The organism is Corynebacterium sp. HMSC070E08 (genome assembly GCF_001808895.1).
Lineage (GTDB): Bacteria > Actinomycetota > Actinomycetes > Mycobacteriales > Mycobacteriaceae > Corynebacterium > Corynebacterium hiratae.
Window position 1 is genome coordinate 20674 of sequence record NZ_KV794749.1, and the last position, 26248, is coordinate 46921.

The following is a 26248-nucleotide window of genomic DNA, read 5'->3' on the forward strand; positions in this document are numbered from 1 at the left end:
GTAAAGGGATATCTACTGATGACTGGCAAGGTTACCGGCAGCAGCAAGAACATGATGCTCTTCACCGGGCGCGCTCACCCGGCGTTGGCTGAGGCTGTGGCCAAGGAGCTCAAGACCGATCTGGTTCCGACCACCGCCCGCGATTTCGCCAACGGTGAGATCTTCATTCGCTTCGAGGAGTCCGTCCGTGGTGCTGACTGCTTCGTGATGCAGTCCCACACCCAGCCGCTCAACAAGTGGCTGGTAGAGCAGCTCATCATGATTGATGCGCTCAAGCGCGGCTCTGCTAAGCGCATCACCGCCATCCTGCCCTTCTACCCGTACGCGCGCCAGGACAAGAAGCACCTCGGCCGCGAGCCCATCTCCGCCCGCCTAGTGGCGGACCTGCTCGCCGCTGCCGGTGCCGACCGCATCGTGTCCGTGGATCTGCACACCGACCAGATTCAGGGCTTCTTCGATGGCCCGGTCGACCACATGCACGCCATGCCGATCCTGACCGACTACATCAAGTCCAAGTACCCGATGGACAACCTGGCCGTGGTCTCCCCCGATGCCGGCCGCGTGAAGGTGGCAGAGAAGTGGGCACACGAGTTGGGCGATGCCCCACTCTCCTTCGTCCACAAGACCCGCTCTAACACCGAAGCCAACAAGACGGTGTCCAACCGCGTCGTCGGTGACGTCGAGGGCAAGGACTGCATCCTGCTCGATGACATGATTGACACCGGTGGCACCATCGCGGGCGCGGTCCGCGTACTGGAGGAGGCCGGCGCCAAATCCGTGGTTATTGCCTGTACCCACGGTGTCTTCTCCGACCCGGCTCGCGAGCGCCTGTCCGAGTGCGGCGCTGTCGAGGTCATCACCACCGATACTCTGCCGCAGTCCACCGAGGGCTGGGACAACCTCACTGTGCTGTCCATTGCTCCGCTGCTGGCTCGCACCATCCACGAGATTTTCGAGAACGGTTCCGTGACCACGCTGTTTGAGACTCACTAGATTTGGTTCTGCGACAACGCTGCTGCTAAAATCTTGTGCGTCTCGGCGAGGGAGAAATCCGTTATCGACGCGATAGCACAAGTTAAGCAGTGAATCTTGTATTAAGCCTGCGATGACTCGTCCAAGACGTCCATCGGCAGGCTTTTGTCGTATCTACACGGTTCTTCATGAGCCCTTGCCGCACAACGATACTTTAAGGAGATTTACTTATGGCTTCTGAGCGCCCCGTATTGAAGGCTGAAGTCCGTTCTGAGTTTGGCAAGGGCTTCGCTCGCCGTCTGCGCGCTGCAGGCAAGATCCCGGGCGTTGTCTACGGCCACGCCGTCGACGTTCTGCACTTCGCCGTCGACCGCCTGGAAATGACCGCACTGGTCCGTAACCACGGCGTCAACGCCGTGTTCGAGCTGGAGCTCGAGGGCGAGCAGCACCTGGTCATGGTCAAGCACGTCGACCAGAACGTCCTGACCTTCAACATCGACCACATCGACCTGCTCTCCATTAAGCGTGGCGAGAAGGTTGAGGTCGAGGTTCCGGTTGTCCTCGAGGGCGAGCCGGCTCCGGGCCTCATGTCCATCCAGGATGCCGACGTCCTCCTGGTCGAGTCCGACGTACTCAACATTCCGGAGGAGATCGCCGTGTCCATCGAGGGTCTCGAGGATGGCACCGTGGTCACCGCTGGCGACATCACCCTGCCGGAGGGCACCACCCTCGTGGCCGAGGAAGACACCGTCATCGTCTCCATCTCCGAGCCGCAGGTTGATGAGGAGCTCGAGGCTGCCGCTGAGGCTGCCGAGGACGGCGGCGCTGAGGCTGGCGCCGAGTCCGCAGACGAGGGCGCCGCCGAGGAGAAGGCCGACGAGGAGTAAAACTCCCCTCTCCTTATCACTCCTCATTCTCTAGCGCACCGCTGCCTGCATTCTTTCTCACTCCCTCCCCTACATACCGAGGGGGTGAGCGTGCAGGTGGCGGTGCGCTCTTGTGTCTTCACCCCAGCGGCTTAGAATGGCTGCGTGACTTCTTCTCCTTTTCTCGTCGTTGGCCTAGGAAACCCCGGGCCGAAGTACGCCGGCACTCGCCACAACATCGGTTTTGACGTGGCTGATGAACTAGCCCACGAGCTATTCGCTTCCTTTTCTGTTCACAAAAAGACAAACACGGATGTCGCCGAAGCGCGACGTGGCGATACCAAAGTGATCGTCGCCAAGCCGCGCTGCTTCATGAACTTGTCCGGCGGTCCCATCAAGGCACTCGCCCAATACTTCAATGTTCCTCATGATCACATCATCGTGATCCACGATGAATTGGAGCTCGACTTCGCCACCATCAAGCGACGCCTCGGCGGCGGGGACCACGGCCATAACGGCCTGCGCTCCACCACGAAGTCCCTGGGCACCAAGGATTATCAGCGGCTTTCAGTAGGCATCGGCCGCCCGCCCGGCCGTATGGATCCGGCCGCATTCGTGCTCAAGCCGTGGACTAAGCAGGAGGCCCACGAGATTCCCATCATCTGTGCCGATGCCGTCGATGAGATTCTTCGCGCGTTAGACTAGCCGCCATGAAGCTCGCTACTCTCCGCACCAGTTTTGGTACTTGCGCTATCCGCATCGACGGCCCCAACGTGGGCACCGAGCTGGATTATGAGGACGTCGGAGAATTGCTCGCCAGCCCCGATTGGAGCAAGGCCGCGCAGCTGTCCGGCGAGCCTGTGGTTTTCAACGATGCCGACCTAGCCCCCGTCATCCCGAACCCGGGAAAGATTATCTGCGTTGGCGTCAACTACGCCAAGCATGCCCGGGAGATGGGGCGCGAGCTTCCCACGCAGCCCACGCTCTTCATCAAGTTTCCGGAGGCCCTGACCGGGCCCTTCGACGACGTTTATGTCCCGGACTATGCCACGAAGAAGCTGGACTACGAAGGAGAGCTCGCCGTGGTCATGGGACGCCGCGCGCACCGGGTGAGCACGAAAGATGCGCTGGATTACGTGGCCGGCTATGCCATCATGAACGACTACACCCTGCGGGATTATCAGCGCGCCACCACGCAGTTCCACGCCGGCAAATCCTTCTACCGCACCGCCGGCTTCGGGCCGTGGTTGACCACGGCTGATGAATGGGCCCCGGGCAAGGCCGCGCGGCTCACCACGACCGTCGACGGCGACGTGCGCCAAGACGACAACACCGATGACCTCATCTTCTCCGTGGCCGAGCTCATCGCCTTCTGCTCCTCCCTCTACCCTCTCAATCCGGGCGATGTCATTGCCACCGGCACTCCGGAAGGTGTGGGCTTCGCGCGTGGTGAGGAGGCGCTGCTGGGCGACGGCTCCCGCACCCGCATCAGCTTCGAAGGGCTAGGGGCAATTGAGAACACTACGCGCTTCGGTGAGCCCCCTGCTGCCGGTGGCTGCGGCGAAGGCTGCACCTGTCACGGCCGTTAACAGTCAGCCATATCCAGGCTCTTCAGCGAGCACGCTCTGATTTCGATACGGTGAGGCACCACATTTCCCCCTGATTGACTGAGGAGGATGAGCCTCGATGACTCTTCATTCCCGTTTCACCGCCGCCGGCATCGCACTCTGCGCCAGCACCGCGCTGGTGGGGTGCTCGTCGGATAAGGAGGCCGAGCCCGCCCCGACGCCGACTCCCGCGCCGGTGGAAACCGTGACGGAAACGGCCACAGCGACGGGCACGGATGCTGGCGACGATGACCGTGATGATGACCGCGACGATGATGACGCTCAGCAGCCTGCCGGCACGGCTGGCGCCGGGGCCACCGGCAACGCAGAGGGCTCCGGCATGCTCAGCGGCGATGAAGCTTTTGAGAAAGCCTTAGCCCACGCCGGCGTTGATGCCCAGGCCGTCACAGAAAAGGAAGTCGACTACGACGATGGTGATGACGGCAAGGGCCCGCACTGGGAGATTGAATTCAAGGCCAACGGCCAGGAACACGAGCTCGATGTCGACGCCGCCAGCGGCGCGGTGATGCAACACGAGGTTGACTGATCGCCAGTCTGATCCCCAGCTCCATCCCACGCACATCTCTAACCCCTGCGGTTAGGCATTTCCCCAGCTAAGAGGTAAATTTAAAGGTATGAGTTCACAGTCTAAGAAGTCTGCCACCAAGCCGCCGAAGCTAGACAAGCAAGCCTATGAGGACGAGCTTAAGCGCCTCCAAGCAGAGCTCGTCGAGATGCAGCAGTGGGTCGTTGAGACCGGCGCCCGCGTGGTCATCATTATGGAAGGCCGCGACGCTGCCGGCAAGGGTTCCGCCATCAAACGCATTACGCAATACCTGAACCCGCGTACCTGCCGCATCGAGGCGCTGCCGAAGCCCACCGACCGTGAGGCGGGCCAGTGGTATTTCCAGCGCTACATTGAGAAGCTGCCCACCGCCGGCGAGATCGTCATCTTCGACCGTTCCTGGTACAACCGCGCCGGCGTGGAGCGTGTCATGGGCTTCTGTTCCCAGCAAGAATACGTGCGCTTCCTTCACCAGGCTCCGCTGCTGGAGCACATGCTCATCGAGGATGGCGTCATCCTTCTTAAGTACTGGTTCTCCGTTTCTGATGAGGAGCAGCTCGCACGCTTTAAGTCCCGCCGCAACGATCCGCTGCGCCGCTGGAAGCTCTCCCCCATGGACTTGCAGTCCATTACCCGTTGGGAAGACTACTCGCGTGCCAAGGATGAAATGTTCGTCCACACCGATACCCCGTCCTCCCCGTGGTACACCGTGGAATCCGAGGACAAGAAGCGCTCGCGCATCAACGTGATCAACCACATCCTCAAGATGGTTCCGTACCAGCACGTAGAGCAGGATGTTCCTGAGATCCCAGATCGCCCCGAGCTCGAGGCCGAATACGTACGCCCGCCGCGCAATGAATTTGCCTACGTACCAGATGTCGCAGCCGATTTGGAGCGCGACAAGGTCAACGGCAACGGCTCCGGCAAGAAGCAGGGAAAGAAAAAGAAGGGCAAGAAGGACAAGAAAAAGAAGTAGTACTTTCGGCATGTACTACCATGGCCGTCTATGAGCTCTTCCCGCACCGCGCGTACCTTCCTGTCCTCGGTGCATTTGGGGGACGCGCTACTCGCAGGAGTCGCGGGGCTCGTAGCGGCCTTTTATTGTGCCTTGGCGTTTTCCTCTTCCGGAACGGTGGAAGTACTCGAGGCTCTCTTGTCGCTGCTGTTCATACCGTTCTTCCTCGTGTGGCGCTCGAGGCCAATCGTGAGCGCAACAGGATTCCTAGTTCTGCTCCTGGCCTGGGCTGTCATATGGATGAACCAGCTCCCCACCAATAGCGGCCTCACCCCGTGGGCGCTGACCGCCCCCATGGCCGTGTACACCACCTCGCGGTACATCACCCAGAGGCTGGTTCCGCGGGTGGTCCTCCTCATCACCGCACTCGGTACCTTTATCTCCCCCTTCATGTGGCGCATCGACACTGAGACTTACCTTCTGCGCTATGAGGTAGACACACCCTTCCTTGCCATGGTGGTGGCCCATTGGGCAGTGCTGGGCAGCACGTATTTCATCGCTGCCCGGTATTTTGACCGTGATCGCCAACGGGAGATACTAGCCCGCGAGCGCTTCCACCAGGCACAAGAAGAAGAACGCCTCCTCATTGCACGGGAACTGCACGATGTCCTTGCCCATTCCCTCACCCTGATTAAGGTTCAGGCTAATGCAGGCATCATTGCAGCGACTGCGGACTCCGGCGCGGCTGAAGAAGCACTTCTTTCGATCCGCGATAATGCGGATACCGCCCTGCGCGAGGTTCGCGGAATCGTCGCTGCCTTGCGCTCACCCCGACCCACGGCTCTGGAGCCTGCTCAACAACTTGAGCACATCGAAGGAATCCTCGAAGGCTTCCGCGCTGCTGGGCTGAAAGTCGACGCAAACCTCCCAGCTGAATACGCCGTGCCGTCGTTGGTGCAGATGGCATTGGTGCGCATTACCACGGAGGGCTTGACGAATGCTCTGCGCCATCAGGGCGTCGGCACGCATGTCGTGGTTGAGCTTGTACTTGATGACGCCGCCGCGCTCACCCTCACCTCCACCAATCCTCATCCCACGCCAAGCAACGTCGCGGGCAGCGGCGTGGGCTTAGTCGGAGTGGCGGAACGAGCTCGTTCGCTTGGCGGTCGCCTCGACTATTCCGGCGATGCTCATTCCTTTTCCTTGCACGCACAGATACCGATGAAGGAGACCAAGGATGCCACACAGCAGATCTAGAATCCGCGTCTTATTGGCCGATGATCAAGCAATGCTGCTCTCAGCGTTGTCTACCATCCTCACTGCGCAAGAAGACATCGAGGTCGCGGCAACCGCTGCCACTGGGGCGGACGCCGTGACAGCAGCACTAAGCCACCACATTGATGTGGCTATCCTCGACATTCGCATGCCCGGCATGGACGGCATCGGAGCGGCTCAAGCCATACTCGAGCGCAAGCCCGAGTGCCGCATCATCATGCTCACCACATTCAATGATGAAGAACTCGTGGCGCGGTCCATCTCCGCTGGCGCCCACGGCTTCCTGCTGAAGGATGCCGACCCAGAGGTTCTTGTGACCGCCGTTCGCAACGTGGCGCAAGGAGAATCGGTGCTGGCCGCCGGGGTAACCGGCCCAGTGCTGGAGGCTTATCGCTCGGCGCTGACGCGCGAAAACCTCAGCGCCCAGGAACGCCAAGGACTCAGTCTTGTAACACGCCGCGAGATGGAAGTGCTTTCGCTCATCGCGCGTGGTGCTACAAATGCGGAGATAGCCGCCGACATGGTCATCGCAGAAACCACGGTGAAAACTCACGTCTCCGCGCTCATGTCTAAACTCGCCGCACGTGACCGAGTGGCCCTCGTTCTCTTAGCGCAGCGTGCTGGGGTTGCCTAAGCTCCTACCACGGTAGGAGGTCTGCTCGCTGAAGACCATCATGCAGGCGGATTCCTTTATGATGAGCCCCGGCGATACTGCATTTTATGAATTGCGATATCTCTTTTGAGCACATCTCGAAGTCTTTTGGTCGGCAACGAGTCCTCGATGATGTTTCCTTCCGCATCTCCCCGGGCCGCGTGCATGCGCTCCTCGGGCGCAACGGGGCAGGAAAATCGACGCTCTTTTCCATCCTCTTAGGTCTCCTGCCGCCTGACTCAGGCTCCATCAACGTGGCGGGCCAACCTTGGAACCGCAATGTGCTTCGCCGCATTGGTGCCTCAGTGAACGGGCCAGCCTTTTATGGCCATCTTTCTGCCTCGGCGAATCTTCGCGTTCACGCTCGACTTCTGGGCCTTCCTGATTCCGAGATTGACCGGGTTCTCTCCATCGCTGGGCTCAACGGCGTTGGCTCCAAGAAGGCGAAATCCTTTTCCACTGGTATGAAGGCCCGCCTGGCGTTAGCACAAGCTCTCCTCGGCGATCCAGAGGTACTTGTTCTTGATGAGCCCCAGAATGGCCTCGATCCCCAAGGCATCAAGGAATTGCGAGAGCTACTACAACAACTAGCCGCAGCTGGGCACACCGTTATCGTCAGCTCCCACCAACTTGGAGAGGTCCTGCACCTTGCCCATGGCATCACCGTCTTGGCCGAGGGCACGATTCGCTATTCCGGTTCCCTGCACGAGCTAGCTCCACGTGGTCAGTTGGAGGAGGAATTCTTCCGACTTACCTCACCTGGCCACCCCTCCCAAGCGCCTACCAACCGGGGAGGAGAGTCACGTGCCTAAGCACACTACTGATCCTCGCCCGAGTTACCTTTCAGCAGAACTACTGCGCAGCCGTGGAAGCACCTTACAGTGGTTGCCTTTACTTGCTCTACCGCTGGTCATCATGACGGTGATCTTTTCATCTATGGCATCGGTGCACAGTGATGCCACAGGCGTCTTGGCTTGGCAATCCTTATTTGTTACCGGCATGTACGCCCCACTTGTTGCGCTATTCGCTGCGGTCCCAGAACACCGTGAGGCCGTTACCCGCAGCGGCGGGACGCAGTGGAGAAACCTCAACCCGCGTCGGGAGAACGCTGTCCGGCTTCTCGGCGTCATTGCCAGCATTGCGCTCTTCCACATGCTGAACTTTGGTGGTTCCTGGCTCGCTGTCGCCATCCAGGGGCGCGAGAACCACGAGCTTATCCTCGTCGCCGGGCTTTATTCTTTCCTTGGTGCACTTGGCATTGCCGGGCTTTCCGCTGCCTGTGCCCGCCGACTGGGCTTCGCCTTTACACTGGTTGCTGCGGCCTTGTGGCAAATGCTCAGCATCCTTCCGAGCACTGTTGAATCAGGCAAGTGGTGGGCCTTTCCCCCAGCATGGCCGCAACGACTGCTTTTACGCGCATTGCGTATTCACCAGAACTCGGTGCCTCTTGAACCACACGACCCACTTCTAAGCAGCAGTCCACTACCGGCTTTCATATTGTGCGTCATCCTCGCCGTGCTCGGAGCATTAGCCGCAGTCTACACGCCGCGACGATACCAGCCAATGTTCTCGCTGCGACACCGTTTCACGCGTTCTACAAAAGCCCAGGCTGACGCCGACGTGGCTGATACCACCGTGGAAAAAGCCCAAGTATGGCAGCCTACGAACCACCCACGTGCGGCGGCACAGTCCTCGCTGTGGTCTACGCTGCTAGGACTCCACCGTGCAGCTTTTAGCCCAGCGGTGTTCTCTTGCCTGATGCTCAGCATTCTGGCGCTAGGCTTTGTCGCCCTGCTCTATCCCGCTAACTACGTCGAAGGTTTCTTTTACTTCTTTCTGCTGCCGGTCGGCGCAGGTATTTTGCCTGTCCTCGTATGGCCGCGCATGTCAGATTCGTGGCCGCTGGTGTATATGGAAACACGGTTCGGCACATCCGGAATCCTCATGTGGTTTTTGTCCGTCATCGTGGCGGTTTGCGCTGCCGCATGCCTGACCAGTGCACTCGCAGGTGGCGATATCGCTGCCCAGCTTCTGGCTTTCCCCCTGGCGGTTGGGGTGGGCTTTGTCATCGCGGCCGTATCACTCATACTGGTGATTCGCCTCGGCATCGTGAGTGCTATCGCCCTCACAATCGTAGGGACGATCGTCTCCATCACGTTAGGCGGCGATGTCTTGGCAGAAACCGGCCTATGGATCCTTGCCTTCCCCGCCTGGCCTTTGGTTGCGCACTCACCTTTGCGCTATGCCGTCGCTGTGATGTTGGCCGCAGTGCTCGGTGTGGCTGCAACATTGCGCGCACGGCATTTACTCCATACTCGAGCGCTATCTTCCCGCTAAACCGACCAATCTGACGAAAGTCGCCCGGATTTTTCAATCTCAGCCCCTACTTTTGGCAAATCGGGCAGTTGCGTGTTTGAAACATCCTGGCAAAGCTAGGTCGCAAACCAGAGCAGGCCCTCAAAACAGCAACACCGCCCGCGCCATGCAGCGCGGGCGGTGTTCTTGTTCTAGCTCTTAGAGTTCAGAGACGTCAACGCGCTTCGGGTAGACCACCGGGCGGGCACCGGCCATGTCCTCGACGATGCGGATGACCTGGTTGGAGTAGCCGAACTCATTGTCGTACCACACGTAAAGCACGAGGTGCTTGCCGGAGGAGATGGTGGCGAGACCATCGACCACACCGGCGTGGGTGGAACCAACGAAGTCAGAGGACACAACTTCCGGAGAAGCGATGTAGGAGATCTGCTGGCGCAAGTCAGAGTGCAGGGACACGTTGCGCAGGAAGTCATTGACCTCGTCGCGGTCAGCTTCCTTCTCCAGCTCGAGGTTGAGCACAGCCATGGACACGTCCGGGGTGGGAACGCGGATGGCGTTACCGGTGAGCTTGCCCTCGAACTCCGGCAGAGCCTTGGACACGGCCTTGGCTGCACCGGTTTCCGTGAGCACCATGTTCAGGCCAGCTGCGCGACCGCGGCGGTCACCCTTGTGGAAGTTATCGATGAGGTTCTGGTCGTTGGTGAAGGAGTGTGCGGTCTCCACATGGCCATGAACCACGCCGTAGCGGTCGTTGATGACCTTGAGCACCGGGGTGATGCCGTTGGTGGTGCAGGATGCGGCGGAGAGGATCTGGTCGGAGTCCTCGATGTCGCCGTGGTTGATGCCGTAGACAATGTTCTTCAGATCGCCCTTGCCCGGAGCGGTGAGCAGCACGCGAGCCACACCCTTGGACTGCAGGTGCTGGGACAGTCCCTCACGGTCGCGCCACACACCGGTGTTGTCGACGACGATGGCGTTGTCGATGCCGTACTTGGTGTAGTCAATGTCCGCCGGGTCATTGGCATAAATCATCTGAATCTTGGTGCCGTTGGCCCAGATGACCTCGTTCTCCTCGTCAACAGCGATGGTGCCATTGAAGGCACCGTGGACGGAGTCACGGCGCAGGAGGGAGGCGCGCTTGAAGATGTCAATGTCACCCTTCTTGCGCACGACGATAGCGCGCAGGCGCACGCCGCCGTAGGCAGCCTCGCGGGCGATGAGGATGCGAGCCAAGAGGCGGCCGATGCGACCGAAGCCGTAGAGAACGACGTCGGTGGACTCCTTATCCACACCGGCGCCGACGAGATCCACGAGGGTCTCCTCGAGGTAGTTGCGCAGGTTATCGGAGCCGGACTCTTCGAAGCCGGTAGCCAGGCGGCCAAGGTCAATGGAAGCGGTGCCCAGGTTCATCGAGCACAGTTCCTTCACAATCGGCAGGGTCTCTGCGGTGGAAAGCTCGCGCTCAGCAATGCGGCGGGCGTAGCGGTGCGCCTTGATGATGTCGATGTCGGTCACGCCGATGAGCAGGCGGCCGTAGATAGAGGTGACAACGTTATTGTTGCGGTGCAGCTGGTGGATGAGCGGGATCATCTCTTGGGCCAGCTCCAGGCGCTCGTTCCAATCCTCGTGCCCAATGTGCGCGTTCGAAGTCACGTGCTTTGTATCCTTTACTCGTCAAAAAGGGTGTAAAACTCTGTCCATCCGTAAATATTAACCGTTATTCATGCCCGTTTGGGTGTAGTTGAGCGAGGATCTCCGCCACACTACCCCCGCCAAGTTTCATTACATCGACACCTACGAGGCAATAGTCCACGTCCGCGTCAAGCTGGGCGCGACGAGGTTTCAGTAGCGCGTTGAGGTAGGGGTAGACCAAAGGCAGGTCCGGGTGTGCCCGCGTGTAGGCGGTCTCCAGCCCGCGGGCGTAGCGCCCAGAGAACGCGCGGGTGGACACCGTCTGGCCACCGCGACGCAGAAGGCCACGGTTGTGTTCACTCGTTCCCGCCTCCTCGGACAGCAGGAAGGCGGAACCACAGCTGACTGCTTTTACCCCCGGCCAGGCCAGGGCCGTGGCAACATCTTCCGCCGTGCGCAGACCACCCGCGGCAATGAGCGGAAGGTCCGTGACCTGGTGGACCGCCGCGACGAGTTCCTCGAGAGGGCGCTGATCGGGTTCCGCACTCGGGTCCCACACACCACGGTGCCCGCCAGCTTCAGGGCCCTGCACGCACAACACATCGATGCCGCGGGCGGCCGCGGCCTGCGCCTCCTCGGGGTTGGTGACCGTGGTCCACGCCTCTGCCCCAGCGTCATGGATGCGCGCGACCTCGTCCTCGCTAAAGACGCCGAACATCGACCAGAGCACTGCTGCCCCACCCTCCAGCGCGGCTTCGAGCTTGTCCTGCCAGCCGAAGTTGAGAGAGACGTCGCCAAGCACGGCGCCTTCTTCCGCGGCGAGGGACCGTGCAGCCGCGAGTTCCGTTTCGGTCAGCGCGCGCTGCGGGTGAAAGATATTGACCCCGAAGCGCGTACCGGCACACGCAGCGATGGCCTCCCGCGCGGCGTCGACGGAGCAGGTTCCCAGCCCCAGCGCGCTGAAGGAACCGGCGGCGTCGGCGGCGGCCACTAGTTCAGGCGTGGTGGGCCCGCCCGCCATCGGAGCAGGTAGGACAGGGCAAGTGATAGTCTCAAGAAGTTGACTCATGGTTACCCAGCCTAAAGAAAACCATCAAGGAAGTAGTTGTGTCTGCCATCCGTGACTTTTTCACCCGCCTCTTTGGCCGCGCCGGCGAAGCACCGAATAAGAAAACACAGAAGGCCGCCGCCTCCGGACTTAACCCCTCGGATTTAAGCGCCGAGTGGCTCATCGTGGGTTTGGGTAATCCCGGCGCGAAATACGCCGCGACCCGCCACAATGTGGGGTACATGGCCGTGGATGATCTCCTCGCCGAATCTGGTGACATGCTCGAGCCTGTCACCGGACACCAACTCAGCGCGGCACAGCTCGAGCTTGGGGGCACGAAGGTCGTAGCGCTGCGCTCACACACCTACATGAACCTCTCTGGCGATCCCATCGCCCCGTTGGCCACGCTGCTGGGCGTTGCGGCAGAGAACATCATCGTCATCCACGATGAGCTCGACCTGCCCGCCGGCAAGGTGCGTATTAAGAAGGGCGGCAACGAAAACGGCCACAACGGCCTTAAGTCACTGAGCGAGCGCTTGGGCACGCGCGATTACCTGCGCGTGCGCATCGGTATCGGGCGCCCACCCAAGGGTGGTTCCATCCCGGATTGGGTGCTCGCGCCTGTCGACGCCAGCGCTGAGCTCGATTCCACCATCGCCACCGCCGCCGAGGCCGCACGTCTCATCGTGGCTGAGGGTCTCAACAAGGCCCAGCAGGAAATCCATTCCCGGACGAAATAACCCCCGGCGCGACCACGCTCAACGTCCTACACTGTCCAAGTATGAGCCGCACGAGCCAGAGCCTGCCATTGAATAACGACCCGAAAACTATCGTCATCACCGGAGCCTCTGACGGCGTGGGCGCGGCCGCTGCCCGTATCCTTCACCAGCGCCGCCCGCAGGATTCGCTCGTGCTCGTGGGCCGCAACCCGGAGAAGACGCAGGCTGTGGCTGAGGAGATCGGCGCCGACTTTCATGTGGCCGATTATGAGTCTTTGGGCCAGGTGCGCCGCCTCGCCGAGGAGCTGAGCCAATACCCGCGGATCGACGCCTTGGGCAATAACGCCGGCGGCATGTTCGACGGCCCCTTCGCCACCGCCGATGGTTTCGAGCGCACGTGGCAGATCAACGTTGTGGCGCCTTTTCTTCTGACCTCCTTGCTGCGCGATACGCTGCGGGCCAGCAATGCCACCGTGGTGCAGACCGCCTCGTTGGCCAACATGCTGTATTCCTCTTTCGACCCCGGTGACCCGAATACTTTTGAAAAATTCACGGCGGAGCGCGCCTATGGCAACGCCAAGTTGGGCGATATCCTGCTGACCCGCTACCTCGCCTCCCACGGGCTGACCTCCGTGGCCTTCCACCCGGGGATATTGAATACTGGTTTCGGGCATAACTCAACGAGCAGGACGAGCAAGCTCTATTCGACCACTGCGGCTCAATACGTCTTGGGCAAGGCGGACAAGGGTGGGGAGAACTTGGCCTACTTCCTCAGCGGCACACCGGGCATCCATTTCGACTCCGGCGAGTATTACAACCAGAAGCGCAAGCCAGGCCTGCAGCGGCCGATTGCGAAGAAGCTCTCCGTGGCCCGGCGCATCTTTGATGATCTGGGCCGCCAGCTCAATGTGGAGTGGTAGCAGGCAGCGGCTAAACTAGCCCGCATGAGTATTGCCTCCGAAGCTTCCCGCCGCCGCACATTCGCAGTCATCGCCCACCCGGATGCTGGTAAGTCCACGCTGACGGAGGCGCTGGCGCTCCACGCGCACGTCATCAACGAGGCCGGCGCGGTGCACGGCAAGGGCAACCGCAAGTCCACGGTTTCTGACTGGATGGAGATGGAGAAGGAACGCGGTATTTCCGTGGCCTCCTCCGCGCTGCAGTTCGAGTACGCGCCCGAGGGCCACGAGGGCGAGCCCTACATGATCAACCTGGTGGATACCCCGGGCCACGCGGACTTTTCGGAGGATACCTACCGCGTGCTCACGGCGGTGGATGCTGCCGTGATGCTTATCGACGCCGCCAAGGGCCTCGAGCCCCAGACCCTCAAGCTCTTCCGCGTGTGCAAGGCCCGCGGCCTGCCGATCATCACGGTGATCAACAAGTGGGACCGCGTGGGCCGTGAGCCGCTGGAGCTTGTCGACGAAATCGTCAACGAAATCCAGCTGCAGCCCACCCCACTGTACTGGCCGGTGGGTATCGCCGGCGACTTCCGCGGCTTGGCCCACATCAACGATGACGGCGAGGCCGATGAGTACGTGCACTTCCTGCGCACCGCCGGTGGTTCCACCATCGCCCCGGAGGAGCACTACGCGCCTGAGGAAGCCGCCGCGAAGGAAGAGGACGCCTGGGAAACAGCCGTGGAGGAGGCAGAGCTGCTGGCTGCGGACGGCGCCCTGCACGACCAGGAACTCTTCGAGCAATGCGTGACCTCCCCGCTCATCTTCGCCTCCGCGATGCTGAACTTCGGCGTGCACCAGATTCTGGATACCCTGTGCGCCATCGCCCCGGCTCCGCGCTCCCGCGATTCGGATCCGCAGGCCATTGAAGCGGCCACCTCCGCCATCGACGAGGTACGTGAGGTTACTGACGACTTTGCGGGCGTCATCTTCAAGGTGCAGGCGGGCATGGACCGCAAGCACCGCGATAACTTGGCCTTTATGCGCGTGGTCTCCGGTGAGTTTGAGCGCGGCATGCAGGTCAACCACGCCCAATCCGGCCGCAGCTTCTCCACCAAGTATGCGCTGACGGTCTTCGGCCGCACGCGTGACACCGTGGACACGGCTTACCCGGGTGACATCGTGGGCTTGGTCAACGCCGGTTCCTTGGCTCCCGGTGACACGATTTACACAGGCAAGAAGGTACAGTTCAAGCCCATGCCGCAGTTCGCGCCGGAGTCCTTCCGCATCCTACGCGCGAAGTCTTTGGGTGATTACAAGGCATTCCGCAAGGGCTTGGACCAGCTGGCTGCGGAGGGCGTGGTCCAGATTCTGCGCAACGATACGCGTGGCGATGCCGCCCCAGTCATGGCCGCGGTGGGCCCCATGCAGTTCGAGGTCATGCAGGCTCGCATGGAGGTCGAGTACAACGTGGAGACCATCACCGAGCCCATCCCCTACTCCGTGGCGCGCCGCACCGACGCCGAATCCGCGCCCGAGTTGGGCCGCCAGCGCGGCGTGGAGATCTTCACCCGCACCGACGGCGAGCTCATCGCGCTCTTTGGTGATAAGTGGAAGCTGGCCTTCATTGAGAAGGAGCACCCGGAGCTCACCATCGAAACCCTCGTGGCGGATTAGGCACAGCGTTTCCCTTAACTGCTGAGGAATTCCTTCCACGCCGGCCATTCCGCATAGGTCTGCGCGCGCCCGGCTTCATAGTTCGCGCGCAGCTTAGTCACCGAGCGCTCGGTCGAAGCCACCTGCATATCCTCTGGGAAGAAAAGCTGTGCACGCCCCTCCTTTTCCAGCTCCAGAAGCCGCTCCTTGGAGGCGTTGTACCGGGGCGGCCGGGCAATCATTGACTCCGCCACGGCAGGGTACTTTCGGAAGATTCGTCGCAGCGCCGCGGGCCGCCCTACCTCAGGCCGCACGTAGCCACGCGGTTTCGAGCCAAGGAACAAGAACTTTTCAAAGCCGGCCTTCTCCGCCTGCTCGATGAGGATGCCACCGGATTCCCCCATCGCACCGTCGACGTACGGTGCGCCATCGATAACACGCATCGGCATGATCAGCGGCAACGTCGAAGACGCGCGAACGCGCACCATCAGGTCCTCTTGTGTCTTTATGTCATTGCGCCCCCAGTACACGCTCTCCCCGGTATCGGCGCGCGCGGCGGAAATACACATCTGCGCCGGGTTGGCCTGAAATGCTTCCCAGTCAAAGGGCATGTCCTGATCGGCGGCCTTCTCATAGATGAACTCCGCATTGAAGTAGCCGCTACCGCGCAGCAGCGAACCCAGGCCACCGAAGCTGGGGTTCTTGGCAAAATCCACGAAGGATTCTTCCGAGCGGCTCACGTCGCGGGAGAGGAAGTTCACGGTGTGTGAAGAGCCCGCGGAAACACCTCCAACCCAGCCAAATTCCACCTCCTCCTTTAGGAGCTTGACGATGCACGCGGCGGTATAGGAATTGCGCATGCCGCCGCCTTCAATGACGAGTGCTGTATCTTTCGCGTCAATCACAGTGCCCGATGGTACCCCCGCGCTAGGATCGCGCCATGGGATTGTTTTCTGCGGTTAAGAATGTCGTCGACAAGCTTGGCGGCTCCAACACTGTCCGTTTGGCCTCCCCGGATCCCCACGCCGTCGAGGTCTCTGTAGACCACCTCTCCGTCCACACGGCCGGCGGCCTCATCATCCTGGTCACCTCCCCAGCCGGCGCACAAATACTCAGTGAGGTGGCGCGTTCCGGTGAGCCCGCGCAGTTGCGTGGCCCTCAGACCACGGTGCATCTCTCCCCCACGACTAAGGAGCAGCGTCCCGTCCACGACCCCAAGAAGGGATGGGCCATCCCGTTGTCGCTTGCAGAAAGAGAGACGCTGTCCCAACTCAACGCCGAGCCCGGCGATTATGAAATTTCCGAGTCACTCGCTGTGTCCGTCGAACCCACCCCTGAAGAAAGCTAGTCCGCCATGCTCATCCTCCCCTTCCAAGGGCACACACCCCGCATCCACCGCAGCGCCTGGATAGCACCGAATGCCACCATCATCGGTGACGTCACCATCGGGCCAGATTCTTCCGTGTTCTATGGCAGCGTGCTGCGCGGGGATGTTGGTGCCATTCGCCTTGGCGCCCGCGTCAATATCCAGGACAACTGCGTCATCCACGTCGAAACCACTGCGCCGTGTGTGCTGGAGGATGACGTCACCGTGGGCCACATGGCCATGCTCCACGGCACGCACGTGGGCGCGGGCACGCTGGTTGGAATGAAGTCTTCTTTGCTTTCCGGCTCCACCGTGGGCACAGGCTCTCTCATCGCCGCCGGCGCGGTGGTGCTCGAGGGCCAAAACATTCCCGCCGGTGCCTTGGCCGCCGGGGTGCCCGCCAAGGTGCGGCGTGAGTTGAGCCCTGAGGAATCGGCCGCCTTCATCCCGCACGCCGCGCGCTACGTCGACATTGCTAAGAATCAGGCGCCGCTTGGCGACGCCCTCCCCCTCGACGAAGTCCTCTACGACTAGCACCGCAACTGCCGTTGTTGACAAAACTCCCGAGCCCGCCGCAAAAACTGACCAGAACTTTGGCAACTAGGGCAGTTCACTTTTGAACTCTTGCCCACCAGCCGGCTCGTTATAGAAGAGCAACGAGACCCATCACCACCAGGAAGGCGGCCACTCCGTAGCCGCTCCATAGTGCCACTGCTGCAGAGTTTTCCCGCGCCCACGCGAAGGCGCGACCAGCCCAGGAGTCTGGCTTCGCCCGCACAAGCGCGATGAAAAGCCCGCACACCGTGGGCAGCGAGAGCGCGAAGGTGGCATAGAAGAAAAGGCCTCCGTATTTAACGGTGTTGCTGAAATCCCCGGCAGCAAGGTGCATCAGCCCATAGAAAAAGGGTACGGAGGTCAAGGACTGGATAACACCCATGGCATAGCCCACCGCGACAGTCTTGGCCGAGGGCGTGCGCAGTGGGCCGAGGAGTTTCTGCACCATGTCATTGGGTTCGCCCTTGGAGCGCCAGGCCAGAAGGCCCAGCCCCAGGCCGATGACCACCAGACCCCAACCAAGCAGCGGTGATTCCAGCGCGGCGGCCACCTTGTCCTGGATACCGACGAAGACGAACATCACCACAGCAGCGGCGGTGAGCACGCCGAACCAGTCACCGACGATGACGAGGGCCGCGATCTTGCGGTAGCTCCCCCGCGGAAGCATGATGCCGATGGCCACCAGGATTCCGATGAGAAGCGCGTTGACGGAATCGGCGAAGGCATTCAGCACGGCTTCAAGCATGCGGGCTAGTCTACAGGCTCTTAGAGAACATTCATCTACTGTTTACCCCGCGCGCCCCCGACGCAGGCGAGCAAACGGTATGTTCGAAAAAAGTGTGCCACGTAACGAACCCCCAACTTACGCGTGTCAACATAGACTAGACCCCTGCTGGTACAGCACGTTTTGACCCCGACCCAAGAAGTGGAGAGACAAAAAATGAAGGTAGCGATTCTCGGCGGAGACGGCTTCTGCGGTTGGCCCGCTTCCCTTTATCTCTCCGACCAAGGCCACGAGGTCATCATCGTGGATAACCTCTCCCGGCGCGCCATCGATGAGGAGTTGGGCGCGGAATCCTTAACACCCATCGCCTCCATTGAGGATCGCCTGGCCGCGTGGACCGAGGTTTCCGGCAAGACCATCGGCTTCCGTAACCTCGACGTGGCCCAGGACTACGACGGCTTGCTGGAGTTCCTGAATACCGAACACCCGGATGCGGTGGTGCACTTCGCTGAGCAGCGCGCCGCCCCCTATTCCATGAAGAATTCGCGCACCAAACGCTACACGGTGGATAACAACATCAACGCCACCCACAACTTGCTCGCCGCCATCGTGGAATCTGAGCAAGATATCCACGTCGCCCACTTGGGCACCATGGGTGTCTACGGCTACGGCACCGCCGGTATGAAGATTCCGGAGGGCTACCTGGATGTGCAGGTGGATGCGGGCGAGAATGGCGTCGTCAAGCAGCAAATCCTCTACCCCTCCAACCCGGGCTCGGTCTACCACATGACGAAGGTCCTGGACCAGCACCTGTTTGCCTACTACGCCAAGAATGATGAGCTGCGCATCACCGACCTACACCAGGGCATCATCTGGGGCACGCACACTGAGCAGACCCAGAAGGACGAGCGCCTCATTAACCGCTTTGATTATGACGGTGACTACGGAACGGTGCTCAACCGCTTCCTCATTCAGGCCGGCATTGGTTATCCGCTGACCGTCCACGGCACCGGCGGACAGACCCGCGCCTTTATTCACATTCGTGACATGGTGCGCTGCATCGAGCTAGCCCTGCAGAATCCGCCGGCACGCGGGGAGCGCGTCAAGATCATCAACCAGATGACCGAAACCCACCGCGTGCGTGACCTGGCAGAACTACTGGCGAAGATCTCTGGTGCGGAAGTGGCTTATGTGCCGAACCCGCGCAAGGAATCCGCAGAGAATGAACTCCACGTCACCAACGACACGTTCCTCGAGCTCGGCCTGGAGCCGACCACTTTGTCGGAGGGGTTGCTCCACGAGGTGGAGGAAGTCGCGCGTAAGTACGCCGACCGTGTTGACCGCTCCAAGATTCCAGCCCAGTCGCTGTGGACGCGCCAGCAGCACGCTGGTGTTCCCGAAGCCTTGGCCAACGGCGCGGACGCTGCGGAGGCTTAAACCTTCGTGCGCATCGCTATCGTTACCGAGGTCTTCCTGCCCAAGATCGACGGCGTGGTCACCCGCCTGACGCGCACGCTGGACCAGCTGGCCGCGATGGGCCATGAGGTGCGGATTTTTGCCACAGGCAAGGCCCCTGACACCTATGCCGGCTTCGAGGTCACCCGCATCCCCAGTTTGTCGCTGTGGGTCTACCCGGAGATTAAATTCGGTTTGCCCTCGTGGAAATTCTTCAAGGAAATCCGGGATTTCGATCCCGATGTCATCCACGCGGTCAATCCCATTTGGACCGCGGCCCTCGGCGTCTTTGCCGCGCAGCGCGATGCCGTACCGCTGGTAGCCAGCTTCCACACCAATGTCCCCGAGTACGTTGAAGCGCTGGGGATTGGGTGGACTAGGCCGCTGACCGAAGCCGCGCTGAAGTATCTGCACAACCAGGCTGCGGTGAACCTGTGCACCTCCGGCCCCATGGTGGATAAGGCTCGGATGATGGGGATCCGCAACGTGCAGCTGTGGCCCAAGGCTGTTGATACGCAGACCTATCACCCCAGTCGCGCCACGGAACAGATGCGCGAGCGCCTGACCGACGGTAACCCGGATTCCCCGTTGGTGACCTATATCGGCCGCGTCTCCAAGGAGAAGGACTTGGAACGCCTCGATCACGTGATGGAACTGGTGAGGGCACAGCTTAGCGACGCCCGCCTGGCCATCGTCGGCGATGGCCCCGCCTTGGAGGAGCTCAAGTCCAACTTCGATCCTGCGCACACCGTATTCACGGGCTACCTCTCCGGCGAGGAGCTCGCCGCCGCCTTCGCCGTGGGGGATGTCTTCCTCTTCCCCTCCGCCACAGAGACCTTGGGACTCGTGGCTCTCGAGTCCTTCGCCTCTGGGGTTCCGGTCATCGGCACGAATGCCGGCGGCATCCCCTTCGTTATCGAAGAAGGCGTCACAGGACATCTCATCGAGCCCGACGCTGACGACACCGCGTGGGCCAGCGCCGCTCTCGGCCTCCTGCGTGATTCCTCCCGCCGGGCGCAGATGGGACAGGCCGCCCGCCGCGAAGCTGAAAAACATTCCTGGGTAGAATCCACCCAAGCCCTCCTTCAGGCCTACGAGGAGGCCATCGAGCACCCCTTCCGCAGGAATACAAACTAGTCAAGGAGACCCATGGATTCAGCCCAGAACCTGTACTCCGCTGGCGCCTTTATCCAAGCCGGCATCGACGCCACGTTTGCCTCACGCCTAGGCGTCGTTCGCGACGTCGAGGTGAATTTCATTCCCACCGATTCCGTATCAGCAGCCTCGGAGGAAGGGCAGCCAGACCTGGATCAGCGCGCCGTCGTGCGTTTTAGCACTGATTCCGGGGTCTATGATTTCGATGGACTGCGTCTTGCCACCATCCACAACGGGGAGCTTCGCTGGGCCACCGGCATGGCAGAGCACGCACCGCAGCCGGAATTCCACGGGCCACAACCTGACTCTGCCCTGCTGCGCGGCTTGGCACGACGGCTGGTGGGCGACCGGCCTGTTGTCCGCGTCCCACAGGGCGATGGCGAAGCATTGGTCGCCGTCGATTTCGCGGAGATTAACCCGGATCCTCGGGTGAGCATCCTGGCCGGAATTGAGCACTCAGGGGACGTCGCCGGTGGCGTCGACGAGCGCCTAGCCACCGCCGAGTTGTCCTCCTACCTGGGCATTCCGCAGAGCCACGCGGAAAATCTCGCGCTTTTCCACGGCTCCCGGATCGTAGCTCTCCCCCAGGCCCCGGGCCGCGTTGGGCTCAGCGCGCGCGAGGTGTTGGCCGACGCCCACTTCCTCGCCACCGAGCACAACTTCTTCTTGGAGGCCCGCTTCCCCAACCTGTGGGCGGACCTTGATCCTGTTACGTCGCGGACCGTGGTGAACTCCGATTACGGCTCGCTCACGGTGCCCGCGCACCTCATCGCGACGATCGACGCCTCCACGAACGCCTTCACCTGGGCCTGGGCAGATGAGCTGTCCAGCTCCATGTCCGCCCAAGCAGCGGCGAACCTGCGCCGCTTCGGATATGACCAGGCTATCCCCGAGTTGATTCGGGCCCGCGTGTCCATCACTGAGGCACGCTCTGCACGCTTGCCACAGCTGGCCATGCCAGTTCTGGGCCTGTGGACCTTGCTGCCAGTGCAGCTTCCCGACGGCCGCCAAGGCCTCGCGCTGTCCGATGCCCCCGCGTTCCACCTCCCCGCACCGACTCCGGCGGCCACGCAAGCCACCCTCAACGTTGCGGTGCCGGCAGGCGTGGACGAGCAGCGGGCGCGCGCTGCCTACCACCGGGCGCGCCCCCTATAAGTGCTCGGACAGCGCTGAGTGCGTGAGCGGCTGGGAGCGTTAGGAGTTCAGCACGGCGCGGAACTCCTCGACGTCAACCTCCTCTGTGGTGGCCGGGTTAAACGCTGCGTCCTGGGTCTTGTCCACTAGTACCGCGCGCACGCCCTCAGAAAAGTCGGGACGGCGGTACATGTGCATGCCCAGCTTGAGTTCCAAAAGGAGGGCCTCGTGAATGTCGTCGACACCGGCCTCTGCCTCATAAAGCTCGTTAGCCGCGATAATGGCAGCTGGGCACGCCCCTGCCATAAGGCGGCGGACCTCACCGGCAATGAGCGGGCGCTTGTCCAGCTCCGCGGAGATTTCCTCCCACGTTGGCAGGGCAAACGTCTCCTCCAGGTCCTTGGCCACCTGCTCCAGCGGGGCGGGCTCTTCGGGTGCGGGCAGGGCGAGATCCTCCAGCGCGGCATCAATACCGCGCTCAATGGCGGCCTCAATCAGCTCGTGTGCATCCTTGACAACGTGGGTTGCCACGCCAGTCCACAACATGTCTGCGGCATACATGCGGTATCCACTAAGACCCCAGAACTTGGCCAAGCCCGGTGAGGCGATACCGCGGGTGCCCACCATGCGCTGGGCCGCATAGGCCACACCGACGTCGGTGACATAGCCGATGTTCATCTCCGGCATCGAGGCGAAGGCCTTTTCCGTCACCACGCGGTGCGAGCCGTGCAGGGAAATGCCCAATCCACCGCCCATGACAACACCGTCGATGACGGCGATATAGGGCTTCGGGAACTCTGCGATATCACCGTTAGTGAGGTACTCGCTGGCGAAGAAGGCATCGACCTCCTCCAGCTTGCCTTCCGCGATTCCCTCCCGCGCGTGACGCACATCGCCGCCCGCGCAAAATGCCTTAGGGCTATTGGAGTAAATCAGGACCTGCTCAATCTCATCGTCCTGCGCCCACGTTTCGAGGGAGCGGCGGATGATATCGATCATGTCCGGGGTCAACGAGTTCAGGGCCTTCGGCCGATTGAGTTCGAGGACTCCGGTATGGTTGCGGACGGAAACGAGTACTGGATCAGTCGTAGTCATGCGCACCAGTGTTCCATATCACACATGTTTCAGCCACCTGTTTTTGAGGCTGGTTTTAACATCGACCCCTACTTCTAAACCCAACCTTCAGATTGGTGTGAAATTCTTGCCCCCACAGCTTGTTGCTCTTGACATGGACGGCACCCTCCTCGATGCCCACGGTCAGCTGCCCGCAGACTTTTCAGAGCTTGAGGAGCTCGCCACTGCCCGCGGCTGCGAGCTGGTTCCGGCCTCGGGACGCCAGCTGGCCACCCTACAAGACATGTTCCCAAAGGGTGGCACATTCATTGCCGAGAACGGCTCGGTGATTTTGCGCGGCAGCGAGATCATCGCCACCTTCCCGCTGCAGGAAGAAACCGTGCGCGCGGCGCGCGAGGCCGCAGCCGCCATCAGCGAGGCGCACACCGTCGTTCTATGTTCTCCGGAGACCGCCTACGTGGCGCGGGATGTCACGCAGGCAGCACGCGCGGAGATTTCCAAGTATTACAAGGCGGTCACGTGGGTCGACGACTTGGACGACGTCCCCAATAGCGACATCATCAAGATCGCCATCTTCTGCGAATCCGGTTCCGAGGCTCACCTCTACGAGCCGATTCGTCGTGCCGTACCGGAGGACAACGTGGCGGTATCGGGCAAGGTCTGGCTCGATGTCATGGCCCGCGGCGTGGATAAAGGCACAGCCTTGCTCAAGCTCGCTGAACTTGCCAACGTTCCAATCACCGCCACCGTGGCCTTCGGTGACTACCTCAATGACCTCGAAATGCTGCGCGCCGCTGGGACGGCTATCGCCATGGACAACGCGCATCCGAAGCTGAAGGAAATAGCGGATATTATCGCGCCTGCCAATACCGACAATGGTGTGAGCACGGTGCTGCGCCAGCTTCTGCGCACCTAACACGCTCCCAGGAAACCTTCCCGATTCTCTGCCACCACCCGAGTAGGATTACCCCGGTTCCCTAGACCCCCGATCCCTTACGTGTGGAGTGTTCAGTGAAGAAGTTCCTGCGATCCCCTGGGCCCCGTGTCCCTCGTCGGGCCACGGACACCTCCCTTGAGCTGGACCCGGGGTCCCTCCCCAAGGCATCCGCTGTGCGCAAGGCCAAGCTGCACAAAGCCCGCGAGGCCGCCGAGGAAACCCCCTCGCCGCGCCGCCGCCCGCTCCCGCGCGCTACGCGGCCACAGCGTATTCAATCTACCCGGCCGCAGTGCGACGAACAGCCCCGTCCGGCTCAGCCTGTCGAGCGGATCGCCAAGGCCGCTTCGCAGCCCCCAGCTCAGCCCACACCCGCCGAGAGTTCCCCCGAACCACGGCCTGAGAATGAGATATCGCGCGCCTTGGCGCGGCGCTCGCAGCCCGTCGGCACACCGACGAGCAAGCAGCTCAAAACACCACGCCCCTCCCGCGAGCAGCGCCAAACCGCGCGACAGGACAACACGAAGGGCGCTGACACTCCAGCGGTGCCAAAGGAATCTGCCACCGTCACGCGCCAGCGTCGCGCGCGCCTGCGCCCGGTACCGGGCCTGGATGGGCTGCGCGGTCTCGCGGTCTTGGCGGTCGTGCTCTACCACTTCTTCGGGGATCTACTCCCTGGCGGCTACCTCGGCGTCGACATGTTCTTTGTCCTCTCCGGCTTCCTCATTACCTCGCTGCTCGTGCGCGAATTCGCCGTGAGCGGGCGCATCAGCCTCACCGACTTCTGGGTCCGGCGCTTCCGGCGTATCCTTCCGGCTGCGCTCGTCGTCTTATGCCTGTGCACGGCCCTCGTCGCCATGATTGGCGGGGACCTCGCCGTGGGGATCCGGGAACAATTCTTGGGGACCTTCTTCTTCGTCAACAACTGGACCCAGATCGCCACCAGCCAGACCTACTTTGCACCCAATGAGGTGCAAGTCTTTGCCCACTACTGGTCCCTAGCGGTTGAGGAGCAATTCTACCTCCTGTGGCCCCTACTGATGTTTGGAGCTTTTGCTCTGTCGCGGCGCCAGCCCAAGCGCCTGCCCATCGCGCTTTCTCTTGTCCTCGCCGCCGCCTCCGCTGCCGCGATGGCGCTGCTGTTCACTCCGGGCGAAGACCCCACACGTGTTTATTACGGCACCGATACCCATGCCTTCGGCCTCCTCATCGGTGCGCTTTTATCCCTTCTACTCACCTCGACGTCGAAGGAGGCAAAGGCGGATTCGTGGGCGTCGACAAGCACAGGCGTTATCGCCGGCACCATCGGGTCCTTTGCCTTAATCGGATACCTGGCGCAGCTGGTGTGGATGGGCGCGGACCTTGAGTTCACCTACCGCGGCGGCCTGGTCCTCACCAGCCTCCTCGGCGCGGCAATGATCTGGGGCGTGGTGCGTGAGACCGGACCGCTCACATGGCTCTTCCGCACCCGGGTGATGCGGTGGCTGGGCCAGCGTTCCTTCTCGCTGTACCTGTGGCATTGGCCGGTGGTGATGATCCTCCGCGAGCTGTCTGATGCCCCGGCGTGGCTGCTGGGACTACTCGCGCTTCCCGTGTCCTGCCTGCTGGCTGAGGTGACGTATCAGTTCGTTGAGAACCCCTTCCGCCGCGCCGGATATGTCGCCACGTGGCGCACCTATTGGGCCTCGCGCCCCACTGTGGCCGAGATGAAGGACGGTTTCGGCAAGGCCATGTGGCCTGCCGTGCCCGCCATGGTGATCCTCTCGGCGCTGGGCGTGGCCTATGGGCTGGTCACGTCACAGGACCAGACCGAGCTCGAGCGAGAATTGGAGCGCATGTCGCAGGCCAATGAGCAGACCGCCGCATCGGCCCCAGCAACGCCGACAGAAACCACGAAGCCGAAGGAGAAGCGGGCGCTACCTGCGGGCACGGAGATCAACGCGGTGGGTGATTCGGTCATGCTTGCTGCTTCCGAAGCCCTCAACGAGCGCTTCCCCGGAATCCTCATCGATGCGGCGGTTTCCCGCCAGTATGGGGAGGCGATTCCTGCGATTCGACAGCTGAAGGACTCTGAACAGCTACGTTCCACCGTCTTTGTGGGGCTGGGAACGAACGGGCCGGCTGCGGACGGCGAGATGGACGAGCTCCTCACCATCCTCGGTTCCGATCGCACGGTTATCCTCGTCGTGCCCTACGGCGAGCGCGACTGGATGGGTCAGGCGCGCGCAGAGATTATCGAGGCCGCAAAGGAGCACGACAACGTCTACGTGGCCGACTGGTGCGGCATGGCCCAAGAGAACCCGGCGTTGCTCTACGACGACGGCGTGCACCCACAGGCCGAGGGCGCAGCGCTGTATGTGCAGGCGCTTTCCGACGCCCTCGAGCAGTACGCCAACGGGGACAAGTCCAGCACCACGGCCTGCTCGCTCTAGCCTTCGGCCGCTCTCGAGTCAGCTGCTCTCCAATCAGGGCAGTGCGCTAGCAGCATTGTCCCAGCAGCACTGCCAAAGTTGACAAAGTTCTGGCCAGATCCTGCGGCGGGAGCACATGTTTTGGCAACTCGGGCAGTTGACGTGATTCGCCTCTAGGTCTGAGCACATAGAAAACGGCCGGGGATGTGCCTCCCCGGCCGTTCTCGCTTCGCCGTTACTTGTGTGCTTCCTTCTTACTGGAAGCCAAGCTGCTCACT

25 protein-coding genes are annotated in these 26248 nt (G+C 61.7%); 20 read left to right on the plus strand and 5 right to left on the minus strand.

Features of this window, described 5'->3' with window-relative positions:
• Window positions 1-18 precede the first annotated feature (18 nt).
• The 10 genes from HMPREF2526_RS04900 to HMPREF2526_RS04945 all read left to right on the plus strand — a co-directional run bounded on the left by HMPREF2526_RS04900 (window position 19) and on the right by HMPREF2526_RS04945 (window position 9229).
• On the plus strand, window positions 19-993 hold the full coding sequence (locus HMPREF2526_RS04900; protein WP_049154279.1) for a ribose-phosphate diphosphokinase: 975 nt from the start codon (window positions 19-21) through the stop codon (window positions 991-993).
• 209 nt (window positions 994-1202) lie between these two features.
• The gene (locus HMPREF2526_RS04905; protein ID WP_070546168.1) at window positions 1203-1859 is read left to right on the plus strand and encodes a 50S ribosomal protein L25/general stress protein Ctc; all 657 of its coding nucleotides are present in this window, start codon (window positions 1203-1205) and stop codon (window positions 1857-1859) included.
• A 144-nt stretch (window positions 1860-2003) separates the two neighbouring features.
• The gene (gene pth / locus HMPREF2526_RS04910) at window positions 2004-2543 is read left to right on the plus strand and encodes an aminoacyl-tRNA hydrolase (protein ID WP_070510332.1); all 540 of its coding nucleotides are present in this window, start codon (window positions 2004-2006) and stop codon (window positions 2541-2543) included.
• A 5-nt stretch (window positions 2544-2548) separates the two neighbouring features.
• Window positions 2549-3427, plus strand: coding sequence for a fumarylacetoacetate hydrolase family protein (locus HMPREF2526_RS04915; RefSeq protein WP_070546169.1), 879 nt, complete (start codon window positions 2549-2551; stop codon window positions 3425-3427).
• Between the two features lie 97 nt (window positions 3428-3524).
• The gene (locus HMPREF2526_RS04920) at window positions 3525-3992 is read left to right on the plus strand and encodes a PepSY domain-containing protein (RefSeq protein ID WP_246819157.1); all 468 of its coding nucleotides are present in this window, start codon (window positions 3525-3527) and stop codon (window positions 3990-3992) included.
• A gap of 88 nt (window positions 3993-4080) precedes the next feature.
• Window positions 4081-4986 carry a polyphosphate kinase 2 gene (ppk2, locus tag HMPREF2526_RS04925; RefSeq protein ID WP_070447108.1) on the plus strand — a complete coding sequence of 302 codons (906 nt, stop codon included), beginning with the start codon at window positions 4081-4083 and terminating at the stop codon, window positions 4984-4986.
• 30 nt (window positions 4987-5016) lie between these two features.
• A complete protein-coding gene (locus tag HMPREF2526_RS04930; protein ID WP_070546171.1) occupies window positions 5017-6222 on the plus strand; it encodes a sensor histidine kinase in 1206 nt (401 codons plus the stop codon).
• Window positions 6203-6874, plus strand: a complete 672-nt coding sequence (locus tag HMPREF2526_RS04935) for a response regulator (protein ID WP_070546173.1) — start codon at window positions 6203-6205, stop codon at window positions 6872-6874. Before HMPREF2526_RS04930 ends, HMPREF2526_RS04935 begins: the two co-directional genes overlap by 20 nt.
• 86 nt (window positions 6875-6960) lie before the next feature.
• Window positions 6961-7704 carry an ATP-binding cassette domain-containing protein gene (locus HMPREF2526_RS04940; protein ID WP_070546175.1) on the plus strand — a complete coding sequence of 248 codons (744 nt, stop codon included), beginning with the start codon at window positions 6961-6963 and terminating at the stop codon, window positions 7702-7704.
• Complete coding sequence (locus HMPREF2526_RS04945; protein WP_083295520.1) at window positions 7697-9229, plus strand: ABC-2 family transporter permease; 1533 nt, start codon at window positions 7697-7699, stop codon at window positions 9227-9229. Before HMPREF2526_RS04940 ends, HMPREF2526_RS04945 begins: the two co-directional genes overlap by 8 nt.
• Before the next feature lie 177 nt (window positions 9230-9406).
• On the opposite strand, the gene HMPREF2526_RS04950 is transcribed toward HMPREF2526_RS04945, so the two are convergent.
• Both HMPREF2526_RS04950 and HMPREF2526_RS04955 read right to left on the minus strand, forming a co-directional pair.
• Window positions 9407-10861 (minus strand): glyceraldehyde-3-phosphate dehydrogenase, encoded by a 1455-nt coding sequence (locus HMPREF2526_RS04950; protein ID WP_070546177.1) that lies wholly within the window; start codon window positions 10859-10861, stop codon window positions 9407-9409.
• Between the two features lie 64 nt (window positions 10862-10925).
• Window positions 10926-11909: a nitronate monooxygenase gene (locus HMPREF2526_RS04955; protein ID WP_070546179.1), complete on the minus strand. Its 984-nt coding sequence runs from the start codon at window positions 11907-11909 to the stop codon at window positions 10926-10928.
• A 38-nt stretch (window positions 11910-11947) separates the two neighbouring features.
• Here HMPREF2526_RS04955 and pth (HMPREF2526_RS04960) point away from each other — a divergent pair, with 38 nt between their 5' ends.
• Genes pth (HMPREF2526_RS04960) through HMPREF2526_RS04970 form a run of 3 tightly spaced genes read left to right on the plus strand, consistent with a single transcriptional unit; the run spans window position 11948 to window position 15183 of the window.
• A complete protein-coding gene (gene pth / locus HMPREF2526_RS04960; RefSeq protein ID WP_049154256.1) occupies window positions 11948-12628 on the plus strand; it encodes an aminoacyl-tRNA hydrolase in 681 nt (226 codons plus the stop codon).
• A 41-nt stretch (window positions 12629-12669) separates the two neighbouring features.
• Window positions 12670-13527 (plus strand): SDR family NAD(P)-dependent oxidoreductase, encoded by an 858-nt coding sequence (locus tag HMPREF2526_RS04965; protein WP_049154254.1) that lies wholly within the window; start codon window positions 12670-12672, stop codon window positions 13525-13527.
• A gap of 24 nt (window positions 13528-13551) precedes the next feature.
• Window positions 13552-15183 (plus strand): peptide chain release factor 3, encoded by a 1632-nt coding sequence (locus HMPREF2526_RS04970; protein ID WP_049154253.1) that lies wholly within the window; start codon window positions 13552-13554, stop codon window positions 15181-15183.
• 14 nt (window positions 15184-15197) lie between these two features.
• Here the strand turns inward: HMPREF2526_RS04970 and HMPREF2526_RS04975 are convergent, their stop codons facing one another.
• Window positions 15198-16067 (minus strand): patatin-like phospholipase family protein, encoded by an 870-nt coding sequence (locus HMPREF2526_RS04975; protein WP_049154251.1) that lies wholly within the window; start codon window positions 16065-16067, stop codon window positions 15198-15200.
• Between the two features lie 35 nt (window positions 16068-16102).
• Between HMPREF2526_RS04975 and HMPREF2526_RS04980 the strand changes: the two genes are divergently transcribed.
• Both HMPREF2526_RS04980 and HMPREF2526_RS04985 read left to right on the plus strand, forming a co-directional pair.
• Complete coding sequence (locus HMPREF2526_RS04980; protein WP_070546181.1) at window positions 16103-16510, plus strand: hypothetical protein; 408 nt, start codon at window positions 16103-16105, stop codon at window positions 16508-16510.
• 6 nt (window positions 16511-16516) lie between these two features.
• A complete protein-coding gene (locus HMPREF2526_RS04985; protein ID WP_049154248.1) occupies window positions 16517-17062 on the plus strand; it encodes a gamma carbonic anhydrase family protein in 546 nt (181 codons plus the stop codon).
• Between the two features lie 109 nt (window positions 17063-17171).
• Here HMPREF2526_RS04985 and HMPREF2526_RS04990 read toward each other — a convergent pair whose 3' ends face one another.
• Window positions 17172-17828 carry a sulfite exporter TauE/SafE family protein gene (locus HMPREF2526_RS04990; protein WP_046646929.1) on the minus strand — a complete coding sequence of 219 codons (657 nt, stop codon included), beginning with the start codon at window positions 17826-17828 and terminating at the stop codon, window positions 17172-17174.
• Window positions 17829-18023: 195 nt separating this feature from the next.
• Between HMPREF2526_RS04990 and HMPREF2526_RS04995 the strand changes: the two genes are divergently transcribed.
• Genes HMPREF2526_RS04995 through HMPREF2526_RS05005 form a run of 3 tightly spaced genes read left to right on the plus strand, consistent with a single transcriptional unit; the run spans window position 18024 to window position 21572 of the window.
• The gene (locus tag HMPREF2526_RS04995) at window positions 18024-19244 is read left to right on the plus strand and encodes an NAD-dependent epimerase/dehydratase family protein (protein ID WP_049154246.1); all 1221 of its coding nucleotides are present in this window, start codon (window positions 18024-18026) and stop codon (window positions 19242-19244) included.
• A gap of 6 nt (window positions 19245-19250) precedes the next feature.
• Entirely contained in the window at window positions 19251-20399 is a 1149-nt protein-coding gene (locus HMPREF2526_RS05000) for a glycosyltransferase family 4 protein (RefSeq protein WP_070546183.1), read from the plus strand.
• 12 nt (window positions 20400-20411) lie between these two features.
• Window positions 20412-21572 carry a DUF6882 domain-containing protein gene (locus tag HMPREF2526_RS05005; RefSeq protein WP_070546186.1) on the plus strand — a complete coding sequence of 387 codons (1161 nt, stop codon included), beginning with the start codon at window positions 20412-20414 and terminating at the stop codon, window positions 21570-21572.
• A 39-nt stretch (window positions 21573-21611) separates the two neighbouring features.
• Here HMPREF2526_RS05005 and HMPREF2526_RS05010 read toward each other — a convergent pair whose 3' ends face one another.
• Window positions 21612-22646, minus strand: coding sequence for an enoyl-CoA hydratase/isomerase family protein (locus tag HMPREF2526_RS05010; protein WP_070546188.1), 1035 nt, complete (start codon window positions 22644-22646; stop codon window positions 21612-21614).
• 97 nt (window positions 22647-22743) lie between these two features.
• Here HMPREF2526_RS05010 and HMPREF2526_RS05015 point away from each other — a divergent pair, with 97 nt between their 5' ends.
• Both HMPREF2526_RS05015 and HMPREF2526_RS05020 read left to right on the plus strand, forming a co-directional pair.
• Window positions 22744-23541, plus strand: a complete 798-nt coding sequence (locus HMPREF2526_RS05015; RefSeq protein WP_246819858.1) for an HAD family hydrolase — start codon at window positions 22744-22746, stop codon at window positions 23539-23541.
• A 194-nt stretch (window positions 23542-23735) separates the two neighbouring features.
• Entirely contained in the window at window positions 23736-25991 is a 2256-nt protein-coding gene (locus tag HMPREF2526_RS05020; protein WP_083295522.1) for an acyltransferase family protein, read from the plus strand.
• Window positions 25992-26248: the final 257 nt, after the last annotated feature.

Coding starts and splice junctions, on each gene's coding strand:
- HMPREF2526_RS04980 (WP_070546181.1), top strand. CDS start 16,103: ATGGGATTGTTTTCTGCGGTTAAGAATGTCGTCGACAAGCTTGGCGGC.
- HMPREF2526_RS04920 (WP_246819157.1), top strand. CDS start 3,525: ATGACTCTTCATTCCCGTTTCACCGCCGCCGGCATCGCACTCTGCGCC.
- ppk2 (WP_070447108.1), top strand. CDS start 4,081: ATGAGTTCACAGTCTAAGAAGTCTGCCACCAAGCCGCCGAAGCTAGAC.
- HMPREF2526_RS04995 (WP_049154246.1), top strand. CDS start 18,024: ATGAAGGTAGCGATTCTCGGCGGAGACGGCTTCTGCGGTTGGCCCGCT.
- HMPREF2526_RS04940 (WP_070546175.1), top strand. CDS start 6,961: ATGAATTGCGATATCTCTTTTGAGCACATCTCGAAGTCTTTTGGTCGG.
- HMPREF2526_RS04985 (WP_049154248.1), top strand. CDS start 16,517: ATGCTCATCCTCCCCTTCCAAGGGCACACACCCCGCATCCACCGCAGC.
- HMPREF2526_RS04930 (WP_070546171.1), top strand. CDS start 5,017: ATGAGCTCTTCCCGCACCGCGCGTACCTTCCTGTCCTCGGTGCATTTG.
- HMPREF2526_RS05010 (WP_070546188.1), bottom strand. CDS start 22,646: ATGACTACGACTGATCCAGTACTCGTTTCCGTCCGCAACCATACCGGA.
- HMPREF2526_RS04905 (WP_070546168.1), top strand. CDS start 1,203: ATGGCTTCTGAGCGCCCCGTATTGAAGGCTGAAGTCCGTTCTGAGTTT.
- HMPREF2526_RS04900 (WP_049154279.1), top strand. CDS start 19: ATGACTGGCAAGGTTACCGGCAGCAGCAAGAACATGATGCTCTTCACC.
- HMPREF2526_RS04970 (WP_049154253.1), top strand. CDS start 13,552: ATGAGTATTGCCTCCGAAGCTTCCCGCCGCCGCACATTCGCAGTCATC.
- HMPREF2526_RS04955 (WP_070546179.1), bottom strand. CDS start 11,909: ATGAGTCAACTTCTTGAGACTATCACTTGCCCTGTCCTACCTGCTCCG.
- HMPREF2526_RS04990 (WP_046646929.1), bottom strand. CDS start 17,828: ATGCTTGAAGCCGTGCTGAATGCCTTCGCCGATTCCGTCAACGCGCTT.
- HMPREF2526_RS04965 (WP_049154254.1), top strand. CDS start 12,670: ATGAGCCGCACGAGCCAGAGCCTGCCATTGAATAACGACCCGAAAACT.
- HMPREF2526_RS04915 (WP_070546169.1), top strand. CDS start 2,549: ATGAAGCTCGCTACTCTCCGCACCAGTTTTGGTACTTGCGCTATCCGC.
- HMPREF2526_RS05005 (WP_070546186.1), top strand. CDS start 20,412: ATGGATTCAGCCCAGAACCTGTACTCCGCTGGCGCCTTTATCCAAGCC.
- HMPREF2526_RS04935 (WP_070546173.1), top strand. CDS start 6,203: ATGCCACACAGCAGATCTAGAATCCGCGTCTTATTGGCCGATGATCAA.